The organism is Amycolatopsis circi, from assembly GCF_003385235.1.
In the GTDB taxonomy this organism is placed as follows: domain Bacteria; phylum Actinomycetota; class Actinomycetes; order Mycobacteriales; family Pseudonocardiaceae; genus Amycolatopsis; species Amycolatopsis circi.
Genome location: NZ_PQIA01000042.1, coordinates 20,606 through 37,955 on the forward strand (window position 1 = coordinate 20,606; position 17,350 = coordinate 37,955).

Sequence of the window (17,350 nt, forward strand, 5' to 3'; positions counted from 1 at the left end):
CGGCCCCGCTGTGGCGTAGGTCCTGTGAGAAGGCCCCGCCCGCCTCACGTCCAGCTCACTGCCTACTCTCAAGTGCGTGAACTCCGTGTCCGAGCTGGCGCTCTCCGGGCCGCTGCTGCTCGCCGCGGGTGTTGCGCTGCTGGCCGGGGCCATCTCGTTCGCGTCGCCGTGCGTGGTGCCGCTCGTGCCCGGGTACCTCGCCTACCTCGCGGCTCTCGTCGGCGCGGACGCCCCGGCGGTGCGCGACGGCGAGGAGCGCAAGAAAGGCCGCTACGCCGTCCTCGGCGCGGCGGGCCTGTTCGTGCTCGGGTTCACCGTGGTGTTCGTCGCGACCATGGGCACGCTGGTCTGGCTCGCGAACACCTTGCTGGTCAACGAGGATCTGCTGCAGCGCATCGGCGGCATCCTCACCATCCTCATGAGCCTGGTCTTCATCGGCTGGATCCCGGGGCTGCAGCGCGAGGTCCGCTCGCACCGCGTGCCCGGCGGCGGCCTGTGGGGCGCTCCGGTGCTCGGCGCGGTGTTCGGGCTCGGCTGGACGCCGTGCATCGGGCCCACGCTGTCCGCCGTCACGAGCCTCGCCAGCGCGACCGGCGGGGCTGCGGTGCGCGGGTACGTGCTGGTGCTCGTTTACTGCCTCGGCCTCGGCGTCCCGTTCCTGCTGATCGCGCTCGGCGCCCGCTGGGCCGTGCGCGCCACCGACTGGCTTCGCCGCAACGGCCGCCGCGTGCAGATCTTCGGCGGGGCGCTGCTGATGGTGGTCGGCATCCTGCTGGTCACCGGTCTGTGGGGAGACGTCATGGGCTGGCTCCGCAACTCCGTCGCCTCCGATCTCGAGCTGCCGTTGTGACCACTACCGAAGCGCCCCCGAAGAACCCTCAGCCGTACCGGCCGTCCCCGGCCAAGCAGTTCCTGGCTTTCCTGCGCAACACCTGGCGCGGCCTGACGTCCATGCGCACCGCGCTGGTGCTGCTGTTCCTGCTGGCGCTCGCCGCGCTGCCCGGCGCTCTGCTGCCGCAGCGGCGGCTGAACGCGCCGAAGGTCGACGAGTACATCAGCGCACACGGCTGGTGGGGTTCGCTGCTCGACAAGCTGGAGTTCTACGACGTCTACTCCAGCGTCTGGTTCTCCGCGATCTACCTGCTGCTGATGATCTCGCTGATCGGCTGCCTCACGCCGCGCAGCTTCGAGTACCTCAAGCAGATGCGGGCCAAGCCGGTGCTGACGCCGCGCAACCTCGCGCGCATGCCGCACCACCGGATCGCCCGCACCGCGCGCACGCCGGAGACGATCCGCGAGGACGTGCGCAAGCAGCTGTCCGGCTGGCGGCGCATCGAGCGCGAGGAGGACGGCGGCGGGTTCAGCATCTCGGCCGAACGCGGCTACCTGCGCGAGACCGGCAATCTGCTCTTCCACTTCGGCATGCTCGGCCTGATCATCTTCTTCGCGCTCGGCAAGCTCTACAGCTACGAGGGCCAGGTCATCGTGCAGGCCAACGGCGGCCAGTTCTGCAACTCGGGCATCTACAACTACGACTCGTTCGAGGCCGGGCTGCGCATCGACGGCACCGACCTCGACCCGTTCTGCGTGAAGGTCAACGACTTCACCGCCCGCTACACCGCCACCAACCAGGCCGACTACTACCACTCGCACATCGAGTACCAGTCCGGCGAAGACCTGCGGACGGGCACGTGGAAGCCCTACGACCTCGAGGTCAACGAGCCGCTGCGGACCGTCGGAGACCGGGTTTACCTGCTCGGCAACGGCTACTCGCCGCAGTTCACGGTGACCTTCCCGAACGGCGAGAAGCGCACCCAGAACACCCAGTGGATGTTCACCAATCCGTCGACGATGCTGTCCGAGGGCGCGACGAAGTTCGACCAGCCCGGCGTCACCGACGAGGTCCAGCGGCGCACCAAGCAGCTCGCGATCACCGGCCTCTTCGCGCCGTCTTCGTTCATCCACGGCGGCGTGCTCACCTCGACCGCGCCGCAGCTGAACAACCCGATGGTCGCGGTCGACGTGCTGCGCGGCGACCTCGGCCTCGACGCGGGCCGCGGCCAGTCGGTGTTCTCGGTCGACCAGTCCCGCGTCCAGGACGGCCGGCTCAAGCGGGTCGCCCGCAAGAACCTCGCGGTCGGCCAGGAACTGACGCTCGACGACGGCACGAAGGTGCGTTTCGACGGCGTCAACAAATGGGTCAACCTGCAGATCTCGCACGATCCGACGCAGGGCTTCGTGCTCGGCTTCGCGATCGTGATGTTCGCCGGACTCGGCGCGTCGCTGCTGGTCAAGCGGCGTCGCGTGTGGGTGCGGGTGCGGCCGGGCAAGGACGAGAGCGCGAGTACCGTGATCGAGGTCGCGGGGCTCGCGCGCACGGATCAAGCCGGATACGGCGAGGAATTCCAGCGGATCAGCGAACGGCTGGTCACGGGCCGGAAGGGCAGCTGAGGCATGGAAATCAACGAGACTCTCTCGCAGTACAGCGACCTGCTGTACACGACGACAGTGGCGATTTACGTGCTGGCGCTGCTGTTTACGTTGTTCGAGCAGGCGTTCGGGGCCAAGGGCCGTCTCGCCGCCGAGCGCAGCCGCAAGCGCGTGCTGGTCGGCGCGGGCGGGCCGGACTCCGACGACGCCGGCATCGAGGACGGCGACGCACCTGTCGAGCCCGAAGCCCCGCGCGCGGTCGGCCGCGCCGAGCGGATCGGCCGGATGGGCGCGGCGCTGCTCGTGCTCGGCGCGCTGCTGCAGTTGTCGGCGATCGTGCTGCGCGGACTCGCGGTGCACCGCGCGCCGTGGGGCAACATGTACGAGTACGGCATGGCGGTCACCTTCATCACCGTCGTCGCGTGGCTCGTGGTGATCAAGAAGTTCCCGGTCCGCCACCTCACCGGCTTCCTGCTGCTGCCCGTCGTGATCCTGATGTTCATCAACGGCACGATGCTGTACACGGTGGCCGCGCCGGTCGTGCCCGCGCTGCAGTCGTACTGGCTCTACATCCACGTCTCGGCCGCGATCATCGGCTCCGGCGTGTTCCTGGTGCCGGGCGTGGCGAGCGTGCTGTACCTCTTCCGCACCGCGCACGACCGCGACCCGGCCAAGTTCGCCAGGTTCGGCCCGAAGCTGCCCGCCGCCGACGTGCTCGACCGGATCGCCTACCGCGCCACCATCGTCGCGTTCCCGATCTTCACCTTCGGCGTGCTGTGCGGCGCGGTGTGGGCCGAGGCCGCGTGGGGCCGGTTCTGGGGCTGGGACCCGAAGGAGACCGTCGCGTTCATCGCGTGGGTCGTCTACGCGGCATATCTGCACTCCCGCGCCACCGCGGGCTGGCGCGGGACGCGCGCGGCGGTGATCAACATCGTCGGGTTCTCGGTGACGATCTTCAACCTGTTCTTCGTCAACCTGGTTACCGCCGGACTGCATTCCTACGCCGGAGTGAGCTGAGCCGGGGGGTCCACCGCCCGGACTGGGCCTCGGGCGACTACCGTCGTCGCCAGGGGCCCTTCGACGTACCCGGGAGGTAGGCAACGGTGACCGGACCCAGTGAAGAGACTGCCGGCGAACAGCAGTCCGAGCAGGCCCAGGAACCGGCTGCCATGTTCTCCGAGGAACGCACCGATTCGACGCCGCATCCCGGCACCGGGCCGTACGACGCGCAGCCGACACAGGTCGTCGACCCGCCGCCGCAGGGGGCCTATCAGCCGCTGCCGCAGCCGGGCGGCTACCAGCCGCACTACGACCAGAACCTGCCGCCGTTGCAGCCTCCCGCGCAGCCGCAGCCGCAGTATCCCGCGCCGGGTGGGTACCAGCAGCCGCCTGCCGCTCCGGCCGGCACGCCGGTTCCCGCTCCGGGTGCCGTTCCCGTGGCGCAAGGACTGCCGCAGCCAGCGTCCGGTGCTGATGAGTTGGCGACCGCGCACCTGGTGAAGCAGCAGAAGCGGACGCCGCAGTCGGGCTGGCGCAAGGCGGTGTACCTGGGCACCGGCAAGCTGGTGAACCCGGGGGAGAGCCCCGCGGACACGCGACGGCGCGAGCTGATCGCGCGCGTCAACCAGCCGTTGCGCGGGTGCTACAAGATCGCGATGCTGAGCCTCAAGGGCGGCGTCGGCAAGACCACTACGACGACCACGCTCGGCGCGACTTTCGCCTCGCTGCGAGGCGACCGGGTGGTGGCGGTGGACGCTAACCCGGACCGCGGGACGTTGTCGCAGAAGATCGCTATCGAGACCACTGCGACTGTGCGGCATCTGCTGCGCGACGCGGACAAGATCACGCGTTACAGCGACGTCCGGTCGTATACGTCACAGGGGTCGAGCCGGTTGGAAATCCTGGCCAGCGAACAGGATCCGGCGGTGTCGGAGGCGTTCTCCGAGAATGACTATCGGCGGACTGTGAACCTGCTGGAGCACTTTTACAACATCGTGCTCACTGACTGCGGCACCGGTTTGATGCATTCGGCGATGAAGGGCGTTCTCGACGTCGCGGATTCGCTCGTGGTGGTGTCGTCTGGGTCGGTTGACGGGGCGCGTAGTGCGTCGGCGACGTTGGACTGGCTTGAGGCGCATGGGTATGGCGACCTGGTTAAGCGGTCGGTTGTGGTGATCAACTCGGTGCGGCCTAAGGGCAGTTCGGTGGATTTGGACAAGCTGGCGGCGCACTTTGGGGCCAAGGTGCGGTCGGTGTGCCGGATTCCGTTCGATGCGCATTTGGAAGAGGGCGCGGAGATCGAGTTGGAACGGCTTGGCGGGGATACGAGGCTTGCGTTGTTGGAGTTGGCTGCGACTGTGGCTGACGGGTTTGGGGGACGGGTTTAGCGGGCTGGGTTAGCGATCGGTTTTGCCGGCGGGTTGGTGGCCCTGGCAGTGGTTGGCCTAGCGGTGGTCGCCCTGGGTTTGTTGGTTGCCGGGCGGGTGGTCGCCTTGGGGTTTGAGTGGCACCAGCACTGTGTTTGATTGCCCTGGCTTCGCCGTGGCGCCGAGATCGCCGGGGGGCTGGTTTCTTCCTTCCCCGATTTCGCCGGGCTGTGTTTGATTGCCCCGGCTTCGCCGTGGCGCCGAGATCGCCGGGGAGCCGGTTTCTTCCCTCCCGATTCGCCCGGCCTGGGGGCCGGTCGAATCGCTCAGTCCAGAAACCGGCGCGATCTCGGGTTGTGGTTGCGGAGTCGGGGAGGGGGACTCCGTTCGCGGGCTTTTAGGCCAATGCCGGGGACCTAAGGCGGCGCTGCGGGTGCGGGATGTGCTGTCCGTGAGGGGAACCCTGAGGGAATCAGATTCCCTCAGGGTTCCCCTCACGGACGCGAGCAAGCGGTCACGAGGGCGTGGATCGGGCATTTCGGCGAGCCCGGCGTCCTTTGTGGGCGGTCGGCATGCCGAGGCCGCTCGGCTTAAGTTTCTGGTATTGGGCTTTTAGGCCCTCAGGAGTCGGTGTCGTCCGGGCGGCGGTTGCGCTGCTCTTCAGCGAGCTTGCGCAGGAATTCGGGATCGTCGTCGGGGGCGACGGCCGGGCGGCGTTGCGGGACGCTGATCCGCTGCGCGCCTAGTGCCCGCCACAACAGAACGGCGATGGTGATCGCGCCCACCGCTGCGAGCAAAGGGATCATGCCCGGGTCCTTCCGTCGTGCTGGCCCCCCAGGTTAGCCGCAATCGGGGTGAACGGGGGACGGGACGGCGGGCGCGGCAGGCTCCGGAACGCGGCGAAGGGTCGTGACCGGCAAGCGATGCGGGAGGCACCCCTTGCCACTCACGACCCTTCGTCGTCTGCGTGACCTGCGGATCAGATCTTGCGGGTCGGTTCGCTGGCGTCCGTGGTGAGTTCGGCCAGCAGGTCGTTCACCTCGGACTCGCGGAACCTGCGGTGTCCGCCCGGCGTCCGGATCGAGCCGATGCGGCCCGCGGTGGCCCAGCGGGTCACGGTCTTCGGGTCCACCCGGAACAGAGCGGCCACCTCACCCGGGGTGAGCAGCCGTCCGCCCATGGTTGCGGTCATTTTCCGCCTCCTTAACGCCCTACTTGCTATACCGGGGACATCGGGCGGTTTCGCCCGTCGCGCCCGGGTGGCCAACGCGGCAATCGTGGCACTTCACCCGTCGGGTACTCGAACGGTTGTCCTTGGGTAAAGAGCCCTTAAAGTGCAAAAGGGACATAACTCAGCAGATTCTCAGGATCGCTCAGGGCCCAATCGCGCCCCGCTGACCAGGCATTTTCCAACAGTCTGCGCCGAGAACTGGGTAAAGACCAGGCAAAGGCCGAGTCTGGGCGCTGTCCGGCGCTGAGGTTGCTGTGACGCAGGAGACAATCCGGGGCCTACCGGGATGAGCCGGTCGCGCGGGCGCGCCGCATAATGAGCCGGTGGATCAGCTGGACCGGAAGATCATCGCCGAGCTGCGGGCCAACGGCCGGGCTACCTACGCCGACCTCGGCCGGACGGTGGGGCTCTCCGCGTCGTCGGTGCACGAACGCGTCGGAAAACTCGAGGCGGCGGGCGTGATCACCGGGTATCACGCGATGGTCGACCCGAACACGGTCGGCCTCGGCGTCACCGCGCTGGTCGGCATCCATCCCACCGACACCGCCACCGACGAGGACGTCGCGACCTCGCTCGGCGAATTGCCCGAGGTGGAGAGCTGTTACGCGGTCGCAGGCGACGAGGCCTTCGTAGTAAAGGTGCGGGTATCCACCGTCGACGAGCTGGAGCTCACGCTCGGCAGGCTGCGCCGCATCCCCGGCGTCGGCCGCACCAATACGACGGTCGTGCTCTCGACCCGGTTCGAGGGCCGCCCCAACAACGCGGGCCTGGACGAAGACTCGCCGAGCGGGGCGTAGCCTGTTTCGGTGTGAGCGAGACACCGGACCACCTGCCCCGTGACCTGACGGTGTACTTGATCGCGCGGTTCGCGCTCGTCGCGGTGGTCGCGGTCGTGCTTTCGCTGGTCGGCGTGCCGCTGCTGGTCTCTTTGCTGATCGGGCTCGTCGTCGGACTTCCGCTCGGCCTGCTGCTCCTGCGCGGCCTGAACCAGCGCGTGACAGCCGGTCTGGCCAAGCGCAACGAATCCCGCGCGCGTGCTCGTGCCCAGTTGCGTTCGCAGCTGCGCGGCGAGACCTCGGCCGACGATTCCGCGGCATGAGCAAACCGCACAGCCGCGCCTGGGTCCGGGAAGCCGTCCGGATCATCGAGGCCGACGCGAACCGCAGCGCTGACACTCACCTGCACGTCTTCCCGCTGCCGCCGGAATGGGGCATCGACCTTTACCTGAAGGACGAGTCGGTGCATCCGACCGGCTCGCTCAAGCACCGGCTCGCGCGGTCGCTGATCCTGTACGGCCTGGTCAACGGGCACATCGGCCCGGACACCGTGCTGGTCGAGGCGTCCAGCGGCTCGACCGCCGTGTCCGAGGCGTACTTCGCGCGGATGCTCGGCCTGCGGTTCGTGACCGTCGTGCCGCGGCGGACCAGCAAGGAAAAGATCGCGCTCATCGAGTTCTACGGCGGCGAGTGCCACTACGTCGACGCGGCCCCGGCGATGTACCCGGAGGCCGAGCGGCTGGCCGCCGAGTGCAACGGGCATTACCTCGACCAGTTCACCTACGCCGAGCGCGCGACGGACTGGCGCGGCAACAACAACATCGCCGAATCGGTGTTCGCGCAGATGCGCGCCGAACGCCACCCGGTGCCGTCGTGGATCGTTGTCGGCGCGGGTACCGGCGGGACGAGCGCGACGTTCGGCCGCTACGTCCGGTACAAGCGGCACACCACGAAGATCTGTGTGGTGGACCCGGAAAACTCGTCGTTCTACGGCGCTTGGGAAACTGGCGCGCCGGACTACGCGACAGGGATGCCGTCGCGGATCGAGGGCATCGGTCGGCCGCGCTGCGAACCGTCGTTCGTGCCCGGCGTGATCGACGAGATGTTCCAGGTGCCCGACGCCGGTTCCCTGGCGGCGATCCGCTTGCTGCGCGACCGCACCGGACACTGGGCGGGCGGCTCGACCGGGACCAACCTGTACGGCGCGTTCCAGCTGATCTCGCGAATGCTGGCGGAAGGCCAGGCGGGCTCGGTGGTGACGCTGCTGTGCGACGGCGGCGAGCGGTACGCGAACACGTACTACTCCGACGAATGGCTCGGCGAGCAGGGGATCGATCTGGCTCCGTACCGGGCGCGGTTCGACGAGTTCCTGCTCACCGGCCGGTTCGAGGGCTAGCTGTCGAGCAGTTTGGCGACGCCCTCGGGGTCTTCGCGCATCGCGTTGTGGGCGGTGGGGAGGTCGTGGACGAGCCAGTCCGGGTCGGTTTCGAGCCGGGTGCGGAGTTCCGTGAACGGCGTGCCTTCCCAGTTCGAGCAGTAGACGAACTCGCGCCGGGGGATCTTGTTGAAGGCTCCGGTGAGCTGGATCTTCTGCAGCAGCGAGGCGAGCGGATGGGGACGGCGGCGGGAATCCCGGCCATCACGCTCGGGCGGGCGGACGGCGTAGCCGGTGTCCGCGGCACCGGCCACGAACGCCTGCCGGTACGCCTCGGTGGTCGATGACCAGCATGAATCGCCGTCGCGGGGCACATAAGCGTCGAGATGCACGACCCGCGAGACCCGGCCGCCAGCCCGGTCGGCAGCGGCGGCGATCACCATCCCGCCGTAGCTGTGGCCGACGAGTGTCGCGTCGGTGATGTTGGCGCGGTCGAGGAGCGCCAGTACGTCGTCGGCGTGGGTGTCGAGGTTGGCGCCGGCGACCGTCGCGGTGTCGTCGTCCGGCCGCAGACCAGTCAGGGTCAGGGCGTGCACGGTGTGTCCGGAGCGTTCCAGCAGCGGCACTACCTCCTCGAAAACCCAGCCGCCGTGCCAAGCACCAGGGACGAGAACGAACGTCGACATGCATTTCTCCCTTGAACCGCAACGGCTTCTTCGGGAGAAAGCTTTCCAAGAACTGGCGATGGCTAGTTAACGCTAGAATGCCAACTGATGCCCGTTCCCCGCCAACCCAGTATTGCGTCGTATCTGTGGCCGTCCGGTGGCAGGCATCTCTGGCCGTCCGGAGAAACCAGCGAGCTGCAGACGCACGAGCGCGGACACCTGGTCTACGCGGCCACCGGTGTTCTGGCGGTGCACACCGAGTACGGCACGTCGCTCGCGCCCGCCACCCGAGTCGCCTGGACGCCCGCCGGGTTCCCGCATTTCCACCGTGCCCACGGCGACACCGACATCCGGATCGTCTTTCTCGCGCCGTCCCTGGCTCGGCTCGTCTCGGATCGACCAGCCGTGTTCCGGACTTCTGGCCTTGCCCGCGAGGTTCTGCTCGCGCTGACCGGGCCCCGCAATTACGAGGGCTCCGGCTACCGCGGCTCCGCGCTCGCTCGCCTCCACCGGGTCCTCGTCGACGAACTCCGCGAAGCACCCGACCCGCCGCTGCAACTGCCCGCGCCCCGGGACGACCGGCTGCGGGCCATCGCCGAGCGGCTGCACGAGAATCCGGCGGACAACGCCACTCTGGCCGAACTCGGGAAGTCGATCGGAGCCAGCGCGCGCACCCTCAGCCGACTGTTCCACGACGAACTCGGCATGACCTTCTACGAGTGGCGCACCCAGCTCCGCGTCTACCACGCGCTGGTGCTTCTCGCCGACGGTCACGACACCGTCCGCACCGCTTACGCCTGTGGCTGGGCCAATCCCAGCGGCTTCATCGCGGCGTTCACCGCCATCATCGGGACGACGCCGGGCCGCTACCGAAGCGGGCGTTAGAGCGCCAGGGCGACCGCGCTCAGCACCGCCCACGCCAGCATCGCCATGCCGGTGTCGCGCAGGGCGGGGATCAGCTCCCGGCCCTTGCCGCCACCGCCGACGGCCTTGATCGGTTTCAGCAGCAGCGGCGCGGTGACGAACGTGATGAACAACAGCGGGTGCCAGACGCCCATCAGCACGGTGAGCGCGTACGGAACGGTCACCAGGGTCAGGTACAGCTTTCGCGTGCCGCCGTCGCCCATGCGGGTCGCGAGGGTGTGTTTGCCGGACTCGATGTCGGTGGGGATGTCGCGCAGGTTGTTGGCCACCAGCACGGCCATCGAGAACGAGCCGACGGCCACCGCGCAGCCCAGCGCGTCCCAGCTGACCCGGCCGGCCTGGACGTAAACCGTGCCGAGGACGCCGGCCAGTCCGAAGAACACGAAGACCGCGATCTCGCCCAAACCGTAGTAGCCGTAAGGCTTTTTGCCGCCGGTGTAGAACCACGCGCCGAGGATGCACAGCGCGCCCATCGCGAGCAGCCACCAGTGTCCGCTCAACGCGACGAGCGTCAGGCCGAGCACTCCGGCGAGGCCAAGGGAGGTCAGCGCGGCGCGCAGCACGGCTTTCGGGTTCGCCGCGCCGGAGCCGACGAGACGCAGCGGGCCGACGCGGTGTTCGTCGGTGCCGCGGATGCCGTCGGAGTAGTCGTTGGCGAAGTTCACGCCGATGATCAGCGACAGCGCGACCAGCAAGGCGAGCAGCGAACGCCACCAGGAGAACGAGTCGAGCGCGATCGCCGCCCCGACCCCGGCCACGACCGGCGCGATCGCGTTCGGCAGCGTCCTCGGTCGCGCGCCTTCGATCCACTCACTGACTGTCGCCATGGGGTCTATTCAACGCCATGCGATCTTCACCCGTTCGGTACCCGGCCCAAAGCCGTGAAGGACTCCTTGAGGGAATCAGATTCCCTCAAGGAGTCCTTCACGGAACGAGCCGGGACCGGACTGCCTGGCGGTCGATTTTTCCGGGGCCGCGCAGGGGCAACTCGTCGGCGAACTCGATGCGTTTCGGGGTGGCGGCGGGCCCCAGTTCCGCGCGGACGGCGGCTCGCAGCGCGGCCTCGTCCGTGGAAGCCACCACCATCGCGACAACCGCCTCGCCCCACTGCGGATCCGGAATGCCGACCACACAAGCGTCCCGAACCCCGGGCTGCGCGCCGAGAAGCCGTTCGATCGCAGCAGCGGACACCTTCACCCCGCCGGTGTTGATGACGTCGTCCGCCCGTCCGAGCACCTCGACCCGGCCGTCGGGGAGCAGTCGGCCGCGGTCGGAAGTACGGAAAGAGCCGTCCCGGAACGACTCCGCGGTCAGCTCCGGCGCGAGGCGATAACCGTGCGAAAGCACCGGGCCGGAGATCCACAGTCGCTCGTCGGCGTCGGGTTCCACGCGCACACCATCGAGCGGAATACCGTCGTAGACGCAGCCGCTCGCCGTCTCGCTCATCCCGTACGACGGAACGATCCGCACGCCTTCCTCAGCCGCCTGCGCCCGCAGCTTCGGCGAGGTCGCGGCGGCGCCCAGGATGATTCCGTCGAACGCCTTCGCGGCGGCCAGGCCAGCGCCGCCGTCGTCGAGGAGCCGGACTAGCTGGGTCGGTACGAGTGCGGTGTAGCGCGGGCCGTTCTCCGCGAGCACCGGCGCGGCCGCGCCGGCGAACTCGTCCGGTCGGAAGCCGACGCCGGTCAGGAACGCCGGTTTCGTACCCGCCAGCCGCGCCCGGATCAGGACTTGCAGGCCGCCGATGTAGTGCGCGGGCGTGGCGAGCAGCCAGTGTCCGGGGCCGCCCAGCCGGGCGTGCGTGGCCGTCGCGGACGCAGTCAGCGCGCGTGGCGACAGCAGCACTCCCTTTGGTGCCCCGGTGGACCCGGACGTGGCGATCACCACGGCGGTGTCCGGCTCGACGGGCTGCGAGGGGGCCATCGCCTCGAGCAGCGCCGGGGCCGACGGATCCGCCGAGTTCAGCGGCAGCACAGCGGGGCCGCCGTCTAGGGCGGCCGCTAGGGCTGCGTCGAGGGCGTTAAGGGCGTCGGCGCTGCCGTCTAGCCAGGAAACGTGCAACTTGGGGCTCCGCGGGTGCTCGTGAGTGTTGATCACGGTTCTAACCGTGATCAACACTCACGAGGTCAGTAGTAGTACGGGTAGTCGGACCAGTCCGGGTCGCGCTTCTCCAGGAACGCGTCGCGCCCTTCGACAGCCTCGTCCTGCATATACGCCAGCCGGGTCGTCTCACCAGCGAACAGCTGCTGCCCCACGAGCCCGTCGTCGATCGCGTTGAACGCGTACTTCAGCATCCGCTGCGCGGTCGGCGACTTGCCGATGATCGTCCAGCCCCATTCGAGTGCGACCCGCTCCAGTTCGGCGTGCGGGACGACCTCGTTGACCGCGCCCATCCGGTGCATCTGCTCGGCGGTGTAGTCGCGGCCGAGGAAGAAGATCTCCCGCGCGAACTTCTGCCCGACCTGCCGGGCGAGGCCGGCCGAGCCGTAACCGGCGTCGAACGAGCCGACGTCCGCGTCGGTCTGCTTGAACCGCGCGTGCTCGGCCGAGGCGAGGGTGAGATCGCACACGACGTGCAGCGAGTGCCCGCCGCCCGCCGCCCATCCGGGCACCACGGCGACCACCGGTTTCGGCATAAAACGGATCAACCGCTGCACCTCGAGGATGTGCAGCCGGCCCGCCCGCGCCGGGTCGACCGTGTCCGAGGTCTCCCCGCTCGCGTACTGATACCCGGAGCGTCCGCGAATACGCTGGTCACCGCCGGAGCAGAATGCCCAGCCGCCGTCCTTCGGCGAAGGGCCGTTGCCGGTGAGCAGGACGCACCCGACGTCCGAGCTCATCCGGGCGTGGTCGAGCGCCCGGTAGAGCTCGTCGACGGTGTGCGGGCGGAAGGCGTTGCGGACCTCCGGACGGTCGAAAGCGATCCGGACCACCCGTTTGCCGGAGCGGGCATCTCGCGAACGGTGGTAGGTGATGTCGGTGAAGGAGAACCCTTCGACCTCGGACCAGGCGGCGGGGTCGAACAGCTCGGAAACTCGGGCGTCATCCACGTTTGGGAGAATAGGACCTGTGGACATGATCGCTGTGCCTGATGCCGCCTCTGGACAAGAGCGCGCTCAAGCGGAGGTCTGCCGGTGAACCCGTCCACCGCGCAGGCCAGGGTCATCGTCGACGAACTCGTCCGCAACACCGTTTCGCACGTCGTGTTGTGTCCAGGATCTCGCAACGCGCCGCTGTCCATCGCGCTCTACGACGCCGCCGCGTCGGGGCGGCTGAAGCTGCACGTCCGCATCGACGAGCGCGGCGCGGCGTTCCTCGCGCTCGGCATCGCGGCGCGCACCGGCCGTCCGGCGGCGGTGGTCTGCACCTCCGGCACCGCGGCGGCGAACTTCCACCCGGCCGTGCTGGAAGCCGACCGAGCGGGCGTGCCGCTGATCGTGCTCACCGCCGACCGTCCGCCGGAGCTGCGTTCGGCGGGCGCGAGCCAGGTGATCAACCAGTACGAGCTGTACGGCGACGCGGTCCGCTACTTCGACGAGCTGGCCGTCGGCGAACGCCGGGCCGGGCAGAACTCCTACTGGCGCAGCCAGATCTGCCGCGCGTGGAACGCCGCGTACGGCGAGTGGCGCTGCGGCCCGGTGCACCTGAACATCCCGTTCCGCGAACCGCTGGTGCCCGACCTCGACGATGACGGCGAGTGGTACGAATCGCTCGAAGGCCGTCCGGACGGCGAACGCTGGACCGAACTGCCGGACTTCGGCGCGCTGCCCTCGTTCGTGGTGCCCTCGGCGCGGCACGGCCTGGTGATCGCGTGCGACACCGGCGCGCAGGCGGCCAGTGAATGGGCTGAACAGCACGGCTGGCCGGTGGTTTCGGAGACCGGCGGGCTGGGGCTGTCCGGTGCGACCGCGATGTCGTCCGGCGCCTGGCTGCTGGGCGTCGAGGAATTCATCTCGCGGCACCGGCCCGAGCAGGTGCTGTGCCTCGGCCGTCCGACGGTGTTCCGGCAGGTGCAGAAGGTGCTGTCGGACCCGGAGGTCGAGGTGTTGCTGGTGCGTCCGGATTCGGACTGGCCGGCGCCCGCGCACAACGTCCGCCAGGTCGGGCAGTGGTTCGCCGAGCCGACGAAGCCCGCCGACCCGGAGTGGCTCGCGAGCTGGCAGCGCGCGGACGCTGCGGCCAGCCAAGCGGTGTCGACAGCGTTGGCCGCCGAGTCGTGGCCGAGCGGCGTGCGGGTGGCGGCGGAGCTGGTCGACGCGCTGCCGGAAGGCGCACTGCTGGTGGTCGGCTCCTCGAATCCAACGCGCGATGTCGCGCTGGCTGGACGGCTGCGTCCGGACGTCCTGGTGCACCGCAACCGCGGCGTCGCCGGGATCGACGGCACGGTGTCGACGGCCATCGGCGCGGCCACCGTGCACCGCGCGCCGTCGTATGCGCTGCTCGGCGACCTGACGTTCCTGCACGACGCGTCCGGCCTGCTCACTGGGCCCGCCGAGCAGTTGCCGGACCTGACGATCGTGGTGCTGAACGACGACGGCGGCGGCATTTTCTCGCTGCTGGAGCAGGGCGCGCCGGAGCACTCGGCGAGCTTCGAGCGCGTCTTCGGCACCCCGCATGGCGCGGACTTGGGCGCGCTTTGCGCGGGCTACCGGGTGCCGCATGTCCTGGCCGAGACGGTCGAAGAGTTCCGTGCCGCGTTGCAGCCGGCACCGGGCCTTCGGGTGGTCGAGGTCCGCGTTGACCGGGCACAGCACCGGAATCTCCACGCGCGGTTGAAGTCCGCGGTCGCGGAAGCGGTGGGGACGGTTTAACCGGCGGGGAGCCGGTGAAAATGGGGGATTTCTTGAACGAGGCGGACCTGCGCCCGCGAGGCCGGTGGGCCTGGTTCAGCGCGGCGGTGGCGGCACTGGCCCTGATCGGGCTGGTGTGCTCGTATTTTTCGTCGTTCCTGGTGATGGCCAGCGACAACTGCTTCCCCGGGGACAGCCGGGCGATCTGCAGCGCGGCCGGACAGCAGGCGGTCGCCTCGCTGCCCTGGGTCGGCTGGTTCGCGGCGATCGGCGGCTCGTTCGCGATGGCCGGGCTGGCCGTGCGGCGCGGCTGGGGGCCGTGGCCGGGGCTGTACGCGGGGCCGATCCTGTACGGCATCCCGATCGCCATCGCGTGGTGGATCGCCGAATCCGGTTGACCTTCCCAGTGGGTAAGAACCCGTCGTTCGGACGTACCTGTGAAGTGCTGGCGTGGATACGTTCGGTCGCATTGGCCACCTTGGAGGAACCATGCGATCGAGAACTCGGGCCGGAATCGGGGCGGTTGCGGCTGGAGTCGCGACGGTGCTGCTGGCAGGCACCGCTTCGGCAGTGCCGGCGCCGGGCGCGCCGGGGGTCGGCGACCCGTACTACCCGAACGCCGGAAACGGCGGCACCGACGTGCAGCACTACGACATCCGGCTGAGCTACCAGCCGGAAACCGACCTCCTGTCGGGCACCACGACCCTGCTGCTGACCGCGACGCAGGACCTGTCGCGGTTCGACCTGGACTTCGCGCTCAAGGCGTCGAACGTGCTGGTGAACAACCGGCCGGCGCAGTTCAGCAACCAGAACGGCGACGGCGAGCTGGTGATCACCCCGGCGCAGCCGCTGCTCAAGGGCCAGTCCGCGACGGTCGTCGTGAGCTACTCCGACAGCCCGTCGACGGAGAAGGTCGGCGGCCTGAACACGTGGAAGAAGGGCGCTTTCGGGGCGCTCGGCGTCGACGAGCCGCAAAGCGCGCAGTGGTGGTTCCCCTCCAACGACCACCCGACCGACAAAGCGACTTACGACGTGTCGATCGAGGCTCCGGACGGCCTCGCCGCCATCACCAACGGCACGCTCGTGAAGAAGACCAAGAAGCGCGCCGGCTGGACGCGGTGGAACTGGCGCAGCACCAAGCCGCAGGCGACCTACCTGACGTCGTTCATCGTCGGCAAGTACGACGTGGTCCAGTCCACCACGCCGGACGGCAAGCCGTTCATCACCGCCTACGGCGCGGATCTCGGCGACTCGCTCGACGCGGCCAAGGCAAGCGTGGAGCGGACGCCGGAGGTCGACGAGTTCCTGGCGTCGAAGTTCGGTCCGTATCCGTTCGAGGCCGAGGGCGGCGTCGTGACCAGCGGGATCACCTTCTCGCTGGAAAACCAGACCCGGCCGACCTACGGCGCGCGCAACTTCGCCGCCGGCTCCAACACCACGCTGATCGCGCACGAGAACGCACACCAGTGGTTCGGCGACAACGTCTCGCTGGGCAAGTGGAGCGACATCTGGCTGAACGAGGGCTTCGCGTCCTACGCCGAGTACCTGTGGTCCGAGCACGAGGGCGAGGGCACGACCGCGGAACTCGCGCAGTACGCCTACGACTCCTACGCCGCCGACGACCCGTTCTGGCAGGTCCTGCCGGGCGACCCGGGCGAGCCGAAGCAGTTCGACCGCGCGGTGTACGACCGGGGTGCGATGGCCTTGCAGGCGCTGCGCAAGACGGTCGGCGACGATGCGTTCTTCTCGATCCTCCAGCAGTGGCAGGTGGCGAAGGCAGGCAAGGCGGCGGTGATCCCGGACTTCGTGGCGCTCGCGGAGAAGGTGTCGGGCAAGCCGTTGCAGGAGCTGTTCCAGACCTGGTTGTTCACCAAGGGCAAGCCTGCGATCGGTCCTAATGGGACGGTCGCGGCCCGAGCGTTCGCCGCTGCTCCGGCGAAGCCGAAGGCGTGGGACCAGATCCAGGCGAACCACCGCGCGCTGGCCGAGGCAGGCCAGCACTGAAATTCGCTTGCCGGGCTGCGGGATCCTGGAGAGTTCCGCTCTCTGAAGGAGGATTCGGTGGCCATGAAAGTGCGGGCGCAGCTCCGCCACGCTCGGCTCGACGGCCGGGAGTGGCGGGTGCTGCGCCCTGATCCCGGTCTGGACACCGCGGTGTTGTACGAAAAGGGTCCGTGGCCGGGGATGTGCGTGGATCGCCGGGCGGCCTATCGGATCGGGGTGCTGTGGCTGCTGGCGGCACGGTCTCGGCACACGGTCATTCACCTGCCGTTGCGGGCGAGCCGCACTCCCGCCGAGCCGGAGTTCACCGGTCGTCGGCTGGATCTGGTGCTGAGCCACCACACCGCGCAGTTGCGCGTCTCGCACTGGCCGCGGTTGCGGGCGGCGCTCGGCCCGGCCCGGCCGCACACGGTGCGGGTCCCGGCGGATCGGCGTCCGGTGGAGCGGCCGCATTGGCGGACCCGGGACCGGCTGTACGACCGGATCCACGCCGACACGATGTTCCTGACCGGCAGTGCGGCGGTTTTCCGCCACACCGCTGAGTACTTTTTCGCTCTCGCGTTCCGTGCGCCCGGTTCGGCTCCGGGAGAGGAAACGGCGCACCACGCCTGTGCGGAGTTGCATTGGTCGGCTGGAGTGCTGGTGAATACCGATTGCCTGCACGTGCTCTACCGGGCGCACTGGCTGCCGCGTGCCGAGCTGGTCGGCGCACCCGACTAAACTCTGGGTGTGGCAGCCAGGAGTGTGAAGGCGCGGCGAATCGGATGGTTCGCCGTGTTGGGCGTGGCTGTG

18 protein-coding genes are annotated in these 17,350 nt (G+C 69.0%); 12 read left to right on the plus strand and 6 right to left on the minus strand.

Annotation, left to right across the window (positions count from 1 at the left end; all coding sequences use genetic code 11):
- Nucleotides 1-76: 76 nt before the first annotated feature.
- The 4 genes from D0D37_RS19735 (at nt 77) to D0D37_RS19750 (ending at nt 4,817) form a co-directional block, all read left to right on the plus strand.
- Entirely contained in the window at nt 77-850 is a 774-nt protein-coding gene (locus D0D37_RS19735; protein ID WP_116202034.1) for a cytochrome c biogenesis CcdA family protein, read from the plus strand.
- Nucleotides 847-2,451, plus strand: coding sequence for a cytochrome c biogenesis protein ResB (gene resB, locus D0D37_RS19740; RefSeq protein ID WP_116202035.1), 1,605 nt, complete (start codon nt 847-849; stop codon nt 2,449-2,451). Before D0D37_RS19735 ends, resB begins: the two co-directional genes overlap by 4 nt.
- A 3-nt stretch (nt 2,452-2,454) precedes the next feature.
- Nucleotides 2,455-3,447, plus strand: coding sequence for a c-type cytochrome biogenesis protein CcsB (ccsB, locus tag D0D37_RS19745; RefSeq protein ID WP_116202036.1), 993 nt, complete (start codon nt 2,455-2,457; stop codon nt 3,445-3,447).
- Nucleotides 3,448-3,533: 86 nt separating this feature from the next.
- A complete protein-coding gene (locus tag D0D37_RS19750; protein WP_116202037.1) occupies nt 3,534-4,817 on the plus strand; it encodes a MinD/ParA family ATP-binding protein in 1,284 nt (427 codons plus the stop codon).
- A gap of 599 nt (nt 4,818-5,416) precedes the next feature.
- Here D0D37_RS19750 and D0D37_RS19755 read toward each other — a convergent pair.
- Together D0D37_RS19755 and D0D37_RS19760 are read right to left on the minus strand one after the other, a co-directional pair.
- Entirely contained in the window at nt 5,417-5,602 is a 186-nt protein-coding gene (locus D0D37_RS19755; RefSeq protein WP_116202038.1) for a hypothetical protein, read from the minus strand.
- Between the two features lie 173 nt (nt 5,603-5,775).
- Complete coding sequence (locus D0D37_RS19760; RefSeq protein ID WP_009072010.1) at nt 5,776-5,988, minus strand: BldC family transcriptional regulator; 213 nt, start codon at nt 5,986-5,988, stop codon at nt 5,776-5,778.
- Between the two features lie 362 nt (nt 5,989-6,350).
- Here D0D37_RS19760 and D0D37_RS19765 point away from each other — a divergent pair, with 362 nt between their 5' ends.
- From D0D37_RS19765 to cds1, 3 genes are read left to right on the plus strand one after another with little or no spacing between them, the layout of a single operon-like run.
- A complete protein-coding gene (locus D0D37_RS19765; protein ID WP_162834336.1) occupies nt 6,351-6,824 on the plus strand; it encodes an Lrp/AsnC family transcriptional regulator in 474 nt (157 codons plus the stop codon).
- A gap of 11 nt (nt 6,825-6,835) precedes the next feature.
- Nucleotides 6,836-7,126: a DUF4229 domain-containing protein gene (locus tag D0D37_RS19770; protein ID WP_037818858.1), complete on the plus strand. Its 291-nt coding sequence runs from the start codon at nt 6,836-6,838 to the stop codon at nt 7,124-7,126.
- Nucleotides 7,123-8,199 (plus strand): L-cysteine desulfhydrase Cds1, encoded by a 1,077-nt coding sequence (gene cds1, locus D0D37_RS19775; RefSeq protein WP_116202039.1) that lies wholly within the window; start codon nt 7,123-7,125, stop codon nt 8,197-8,199. Before D0D37_RS19770 ends, cds1 begins: the two co-directional genes overlap by 4 nt.
- Here the strand turns inward: cds1 and D0D37_RS19780 are convergent.
- Nucleotides 8,196-8,864, minus strand: a complete 669-nt coding sequence (locus D0D37_RS19780) for an alpha/beta fold hydrolase (RefSeq protein WP_116202040.1) — start codon at nt 8,862-8,864, stop codon at nt 8,196-8,198. The genes cds1 and D0D37_RS19780 overlap by 4 nt on opposite strands.
- Before the next feature lie 87 nt (nt 8,865-8,951).
- Here D0D37_RS19780 and D0D37_RS19785 point away from each other — a divergent pair, with 87 nt between their 5' ends.
- Nucleotides 8,952-9,728, plus strand: a complete 777-nt coding sequence (locus D0D37_RS19785) for a helix-turn-helix transcriptional regulator (RefSeq protein WP_116202041.1) — start codon at nt 8,952-8,954, stop codon at nt 9,726-9,728.
- Here D0D37_RS19785 and D0D37_RS19790 read toward each other — a convergent pair.
- The 3 genes from D0D37_RS19790 to D0D37_RS19800 form a co-directional block, all read right to left on the minus strand.
- Nucleotides 9,725-10,594, minus strand: coding sequence for a 1,4-dihydroxy-2-naphthoate polyprenyltransferase (locus tag D0D37_RS19790; protein WP_116202042.1), 870 nt, complete (start codon nt 10,592-10,594; stop codon nt 9,725-9,727). The two genes, D0D37_RS19785 and D0D37_RS19790, sit on opposite strands and share 4 nt — an antisense overlap.
- Nucleotides 10,595-10,691: 97 nt before the next feature.
- Entirely contained in the window at nt 10,692-11,828 is a 1,137-nt protein-coding gene (gene menE, locus D0D37_RS19795; RefSeq protein ID WP_116202066.1) for an o-succinylbenzoate--CoA ligase, read from the minus strand.
- A gap of 65 nt (nt 11,829-11,893) precedes the next feature.
- Nucleotides 11,894-12,817, minus strand: a complete 924-nt coding sequence (locus D0D37_RS19800; RefSeq protein ID WP_037818864.1) for a 1,4-dihydroxy-2-naphthoyl-CoA synthase — start codon at nt 12,815-12,817, stop codon at nt 11,894-11,896.
- Nucleotides 12,818-12,901: 84 nt separating this feature from the next.
- On the opposite strand from D0D37_RS19800, the gene menD reads away from it, so the two are divergent.
- From menD to D0D37_RS19820, 4 genes are all read left to right on the plus strand, one after another.
- Nucleotides 12,902-14,578, plus strand: a complete 1,677-nt coding sequence (menD, locus tag D0D37_RS19805) for a 2-succinyl-5-enolpyruvyl-6-hydroxy-3-cyclohexene-1-carboxylic-acid synthase (RefSeq protein WP_162834337.1) — start codon at nt 12,902-12,904, stop codon at nt 14,576-14,578.
- 20 nt (nt 14,579-14,598) lie between these two features.
- The gene (locus D0D37_RS19810) at nt 14,599-14,955 is read left to right on the plus strand and encodes a hypothetical protein (protein WP_116202044.1); all 357 of its coding nucleotides are present in this window, start codon (nt 14,599-14,601) and stop codon (nt 14,953-14,955) included.
- A gap of 91 nt (nt 14,956-15,046) precedes the next feature.
- A complete protein-coding gene (locus D0D37_RS19815) occupies nt 15,047-16,561 on the plus strand; it encodes a M1 family metallopeptidase (protein WP_116202045.1) in 1,515 nt (504 codons plus the stop codon).
- Nucleotides 16,562-16,618: 57 nt separating this feature from the next.
- Nucleotides 16,619-17,278 carry a hypothetical protein gene (locus D0D37_RS19820; protein ID WP_162834338.1) on the plus strand — a complete coding sequence of 220 codons (660 nt, stop codon included), beginning with the start codon at nt 16,619-16,621 and terminating at the stop codon, nt 17,276-17,278.
- Nucleotides 17,279-17,350 lie beyond the last annotated feature (72 nt).

Excerpts from the sequence above, each read along its gene's own strand:
- ccsB (WP_116202036.1), top strand. The coding sequence starts at position 2,455 with ATGGAAATCAACGAGACTCTCTCGCAGTACAGCGACCTGCTGTACACG.
- D0D37_RS19755 (WP_116202038.1), bottom strand. The coding sequence starts at position 5,602 with ATGATCCCTTTGCTCGCAGCGGTGGGCGCGATCACCATCGCCGTTCTG.
- D0D37_RS19760 (WP_009072010.1), bottom strand. The coding sequence starts at position 5,988 with ATGACCGCAACCATGGGCGGACGGCTGCTCACCCCGGGTGAGGTGGCC.
- cds1 (WP_116202039.1), top strand. The coding sequence starts at position 7,123 with ATGAGCAAACCGCACAGCCGCGCCTGGGTCCGGGAAGCCGTCCGGATC.
- D0D37_RS19780 (WP_116202040.1), bottom strand. The coding sequence starts at position 8,864 with ATGTCGACGTTCGTTCTCGTCCCTGGTGCTTGGCACGGCGGCTGGGTT.
- D0D37_RS19785 (WP_116202041.1), top strand. The coding sequence starts at position 8,952 with ATGCCCGTTCCCCGCCAACCCAGTATTGCGTCGTATCTGTGGCCGTCC.
- D0D37_RS19790 (WP_116202042.1), bottom strand. The coding sequence starts at position 10,594 with ATGGCGACAGTCAGTGAGTGGATCGAAGGCGCGCGACCGAGGACGCTG.
- D0D37_RS19810 (WP_116202044.1), top strand. The coding sequence starts at position 14,599 with ATGGGGGATTTCTTGAACGAGGCGGACCTGCGCCCGCGAGGCCGGTGG.
- D0D37_RS19815 (WP_116202045.1), top strand. The coding sequence starts at position 15,047 with ATGCGATCGAGAACTCGGGCCGGAATCGGGGCGGTTGCGGCTGGAGTC.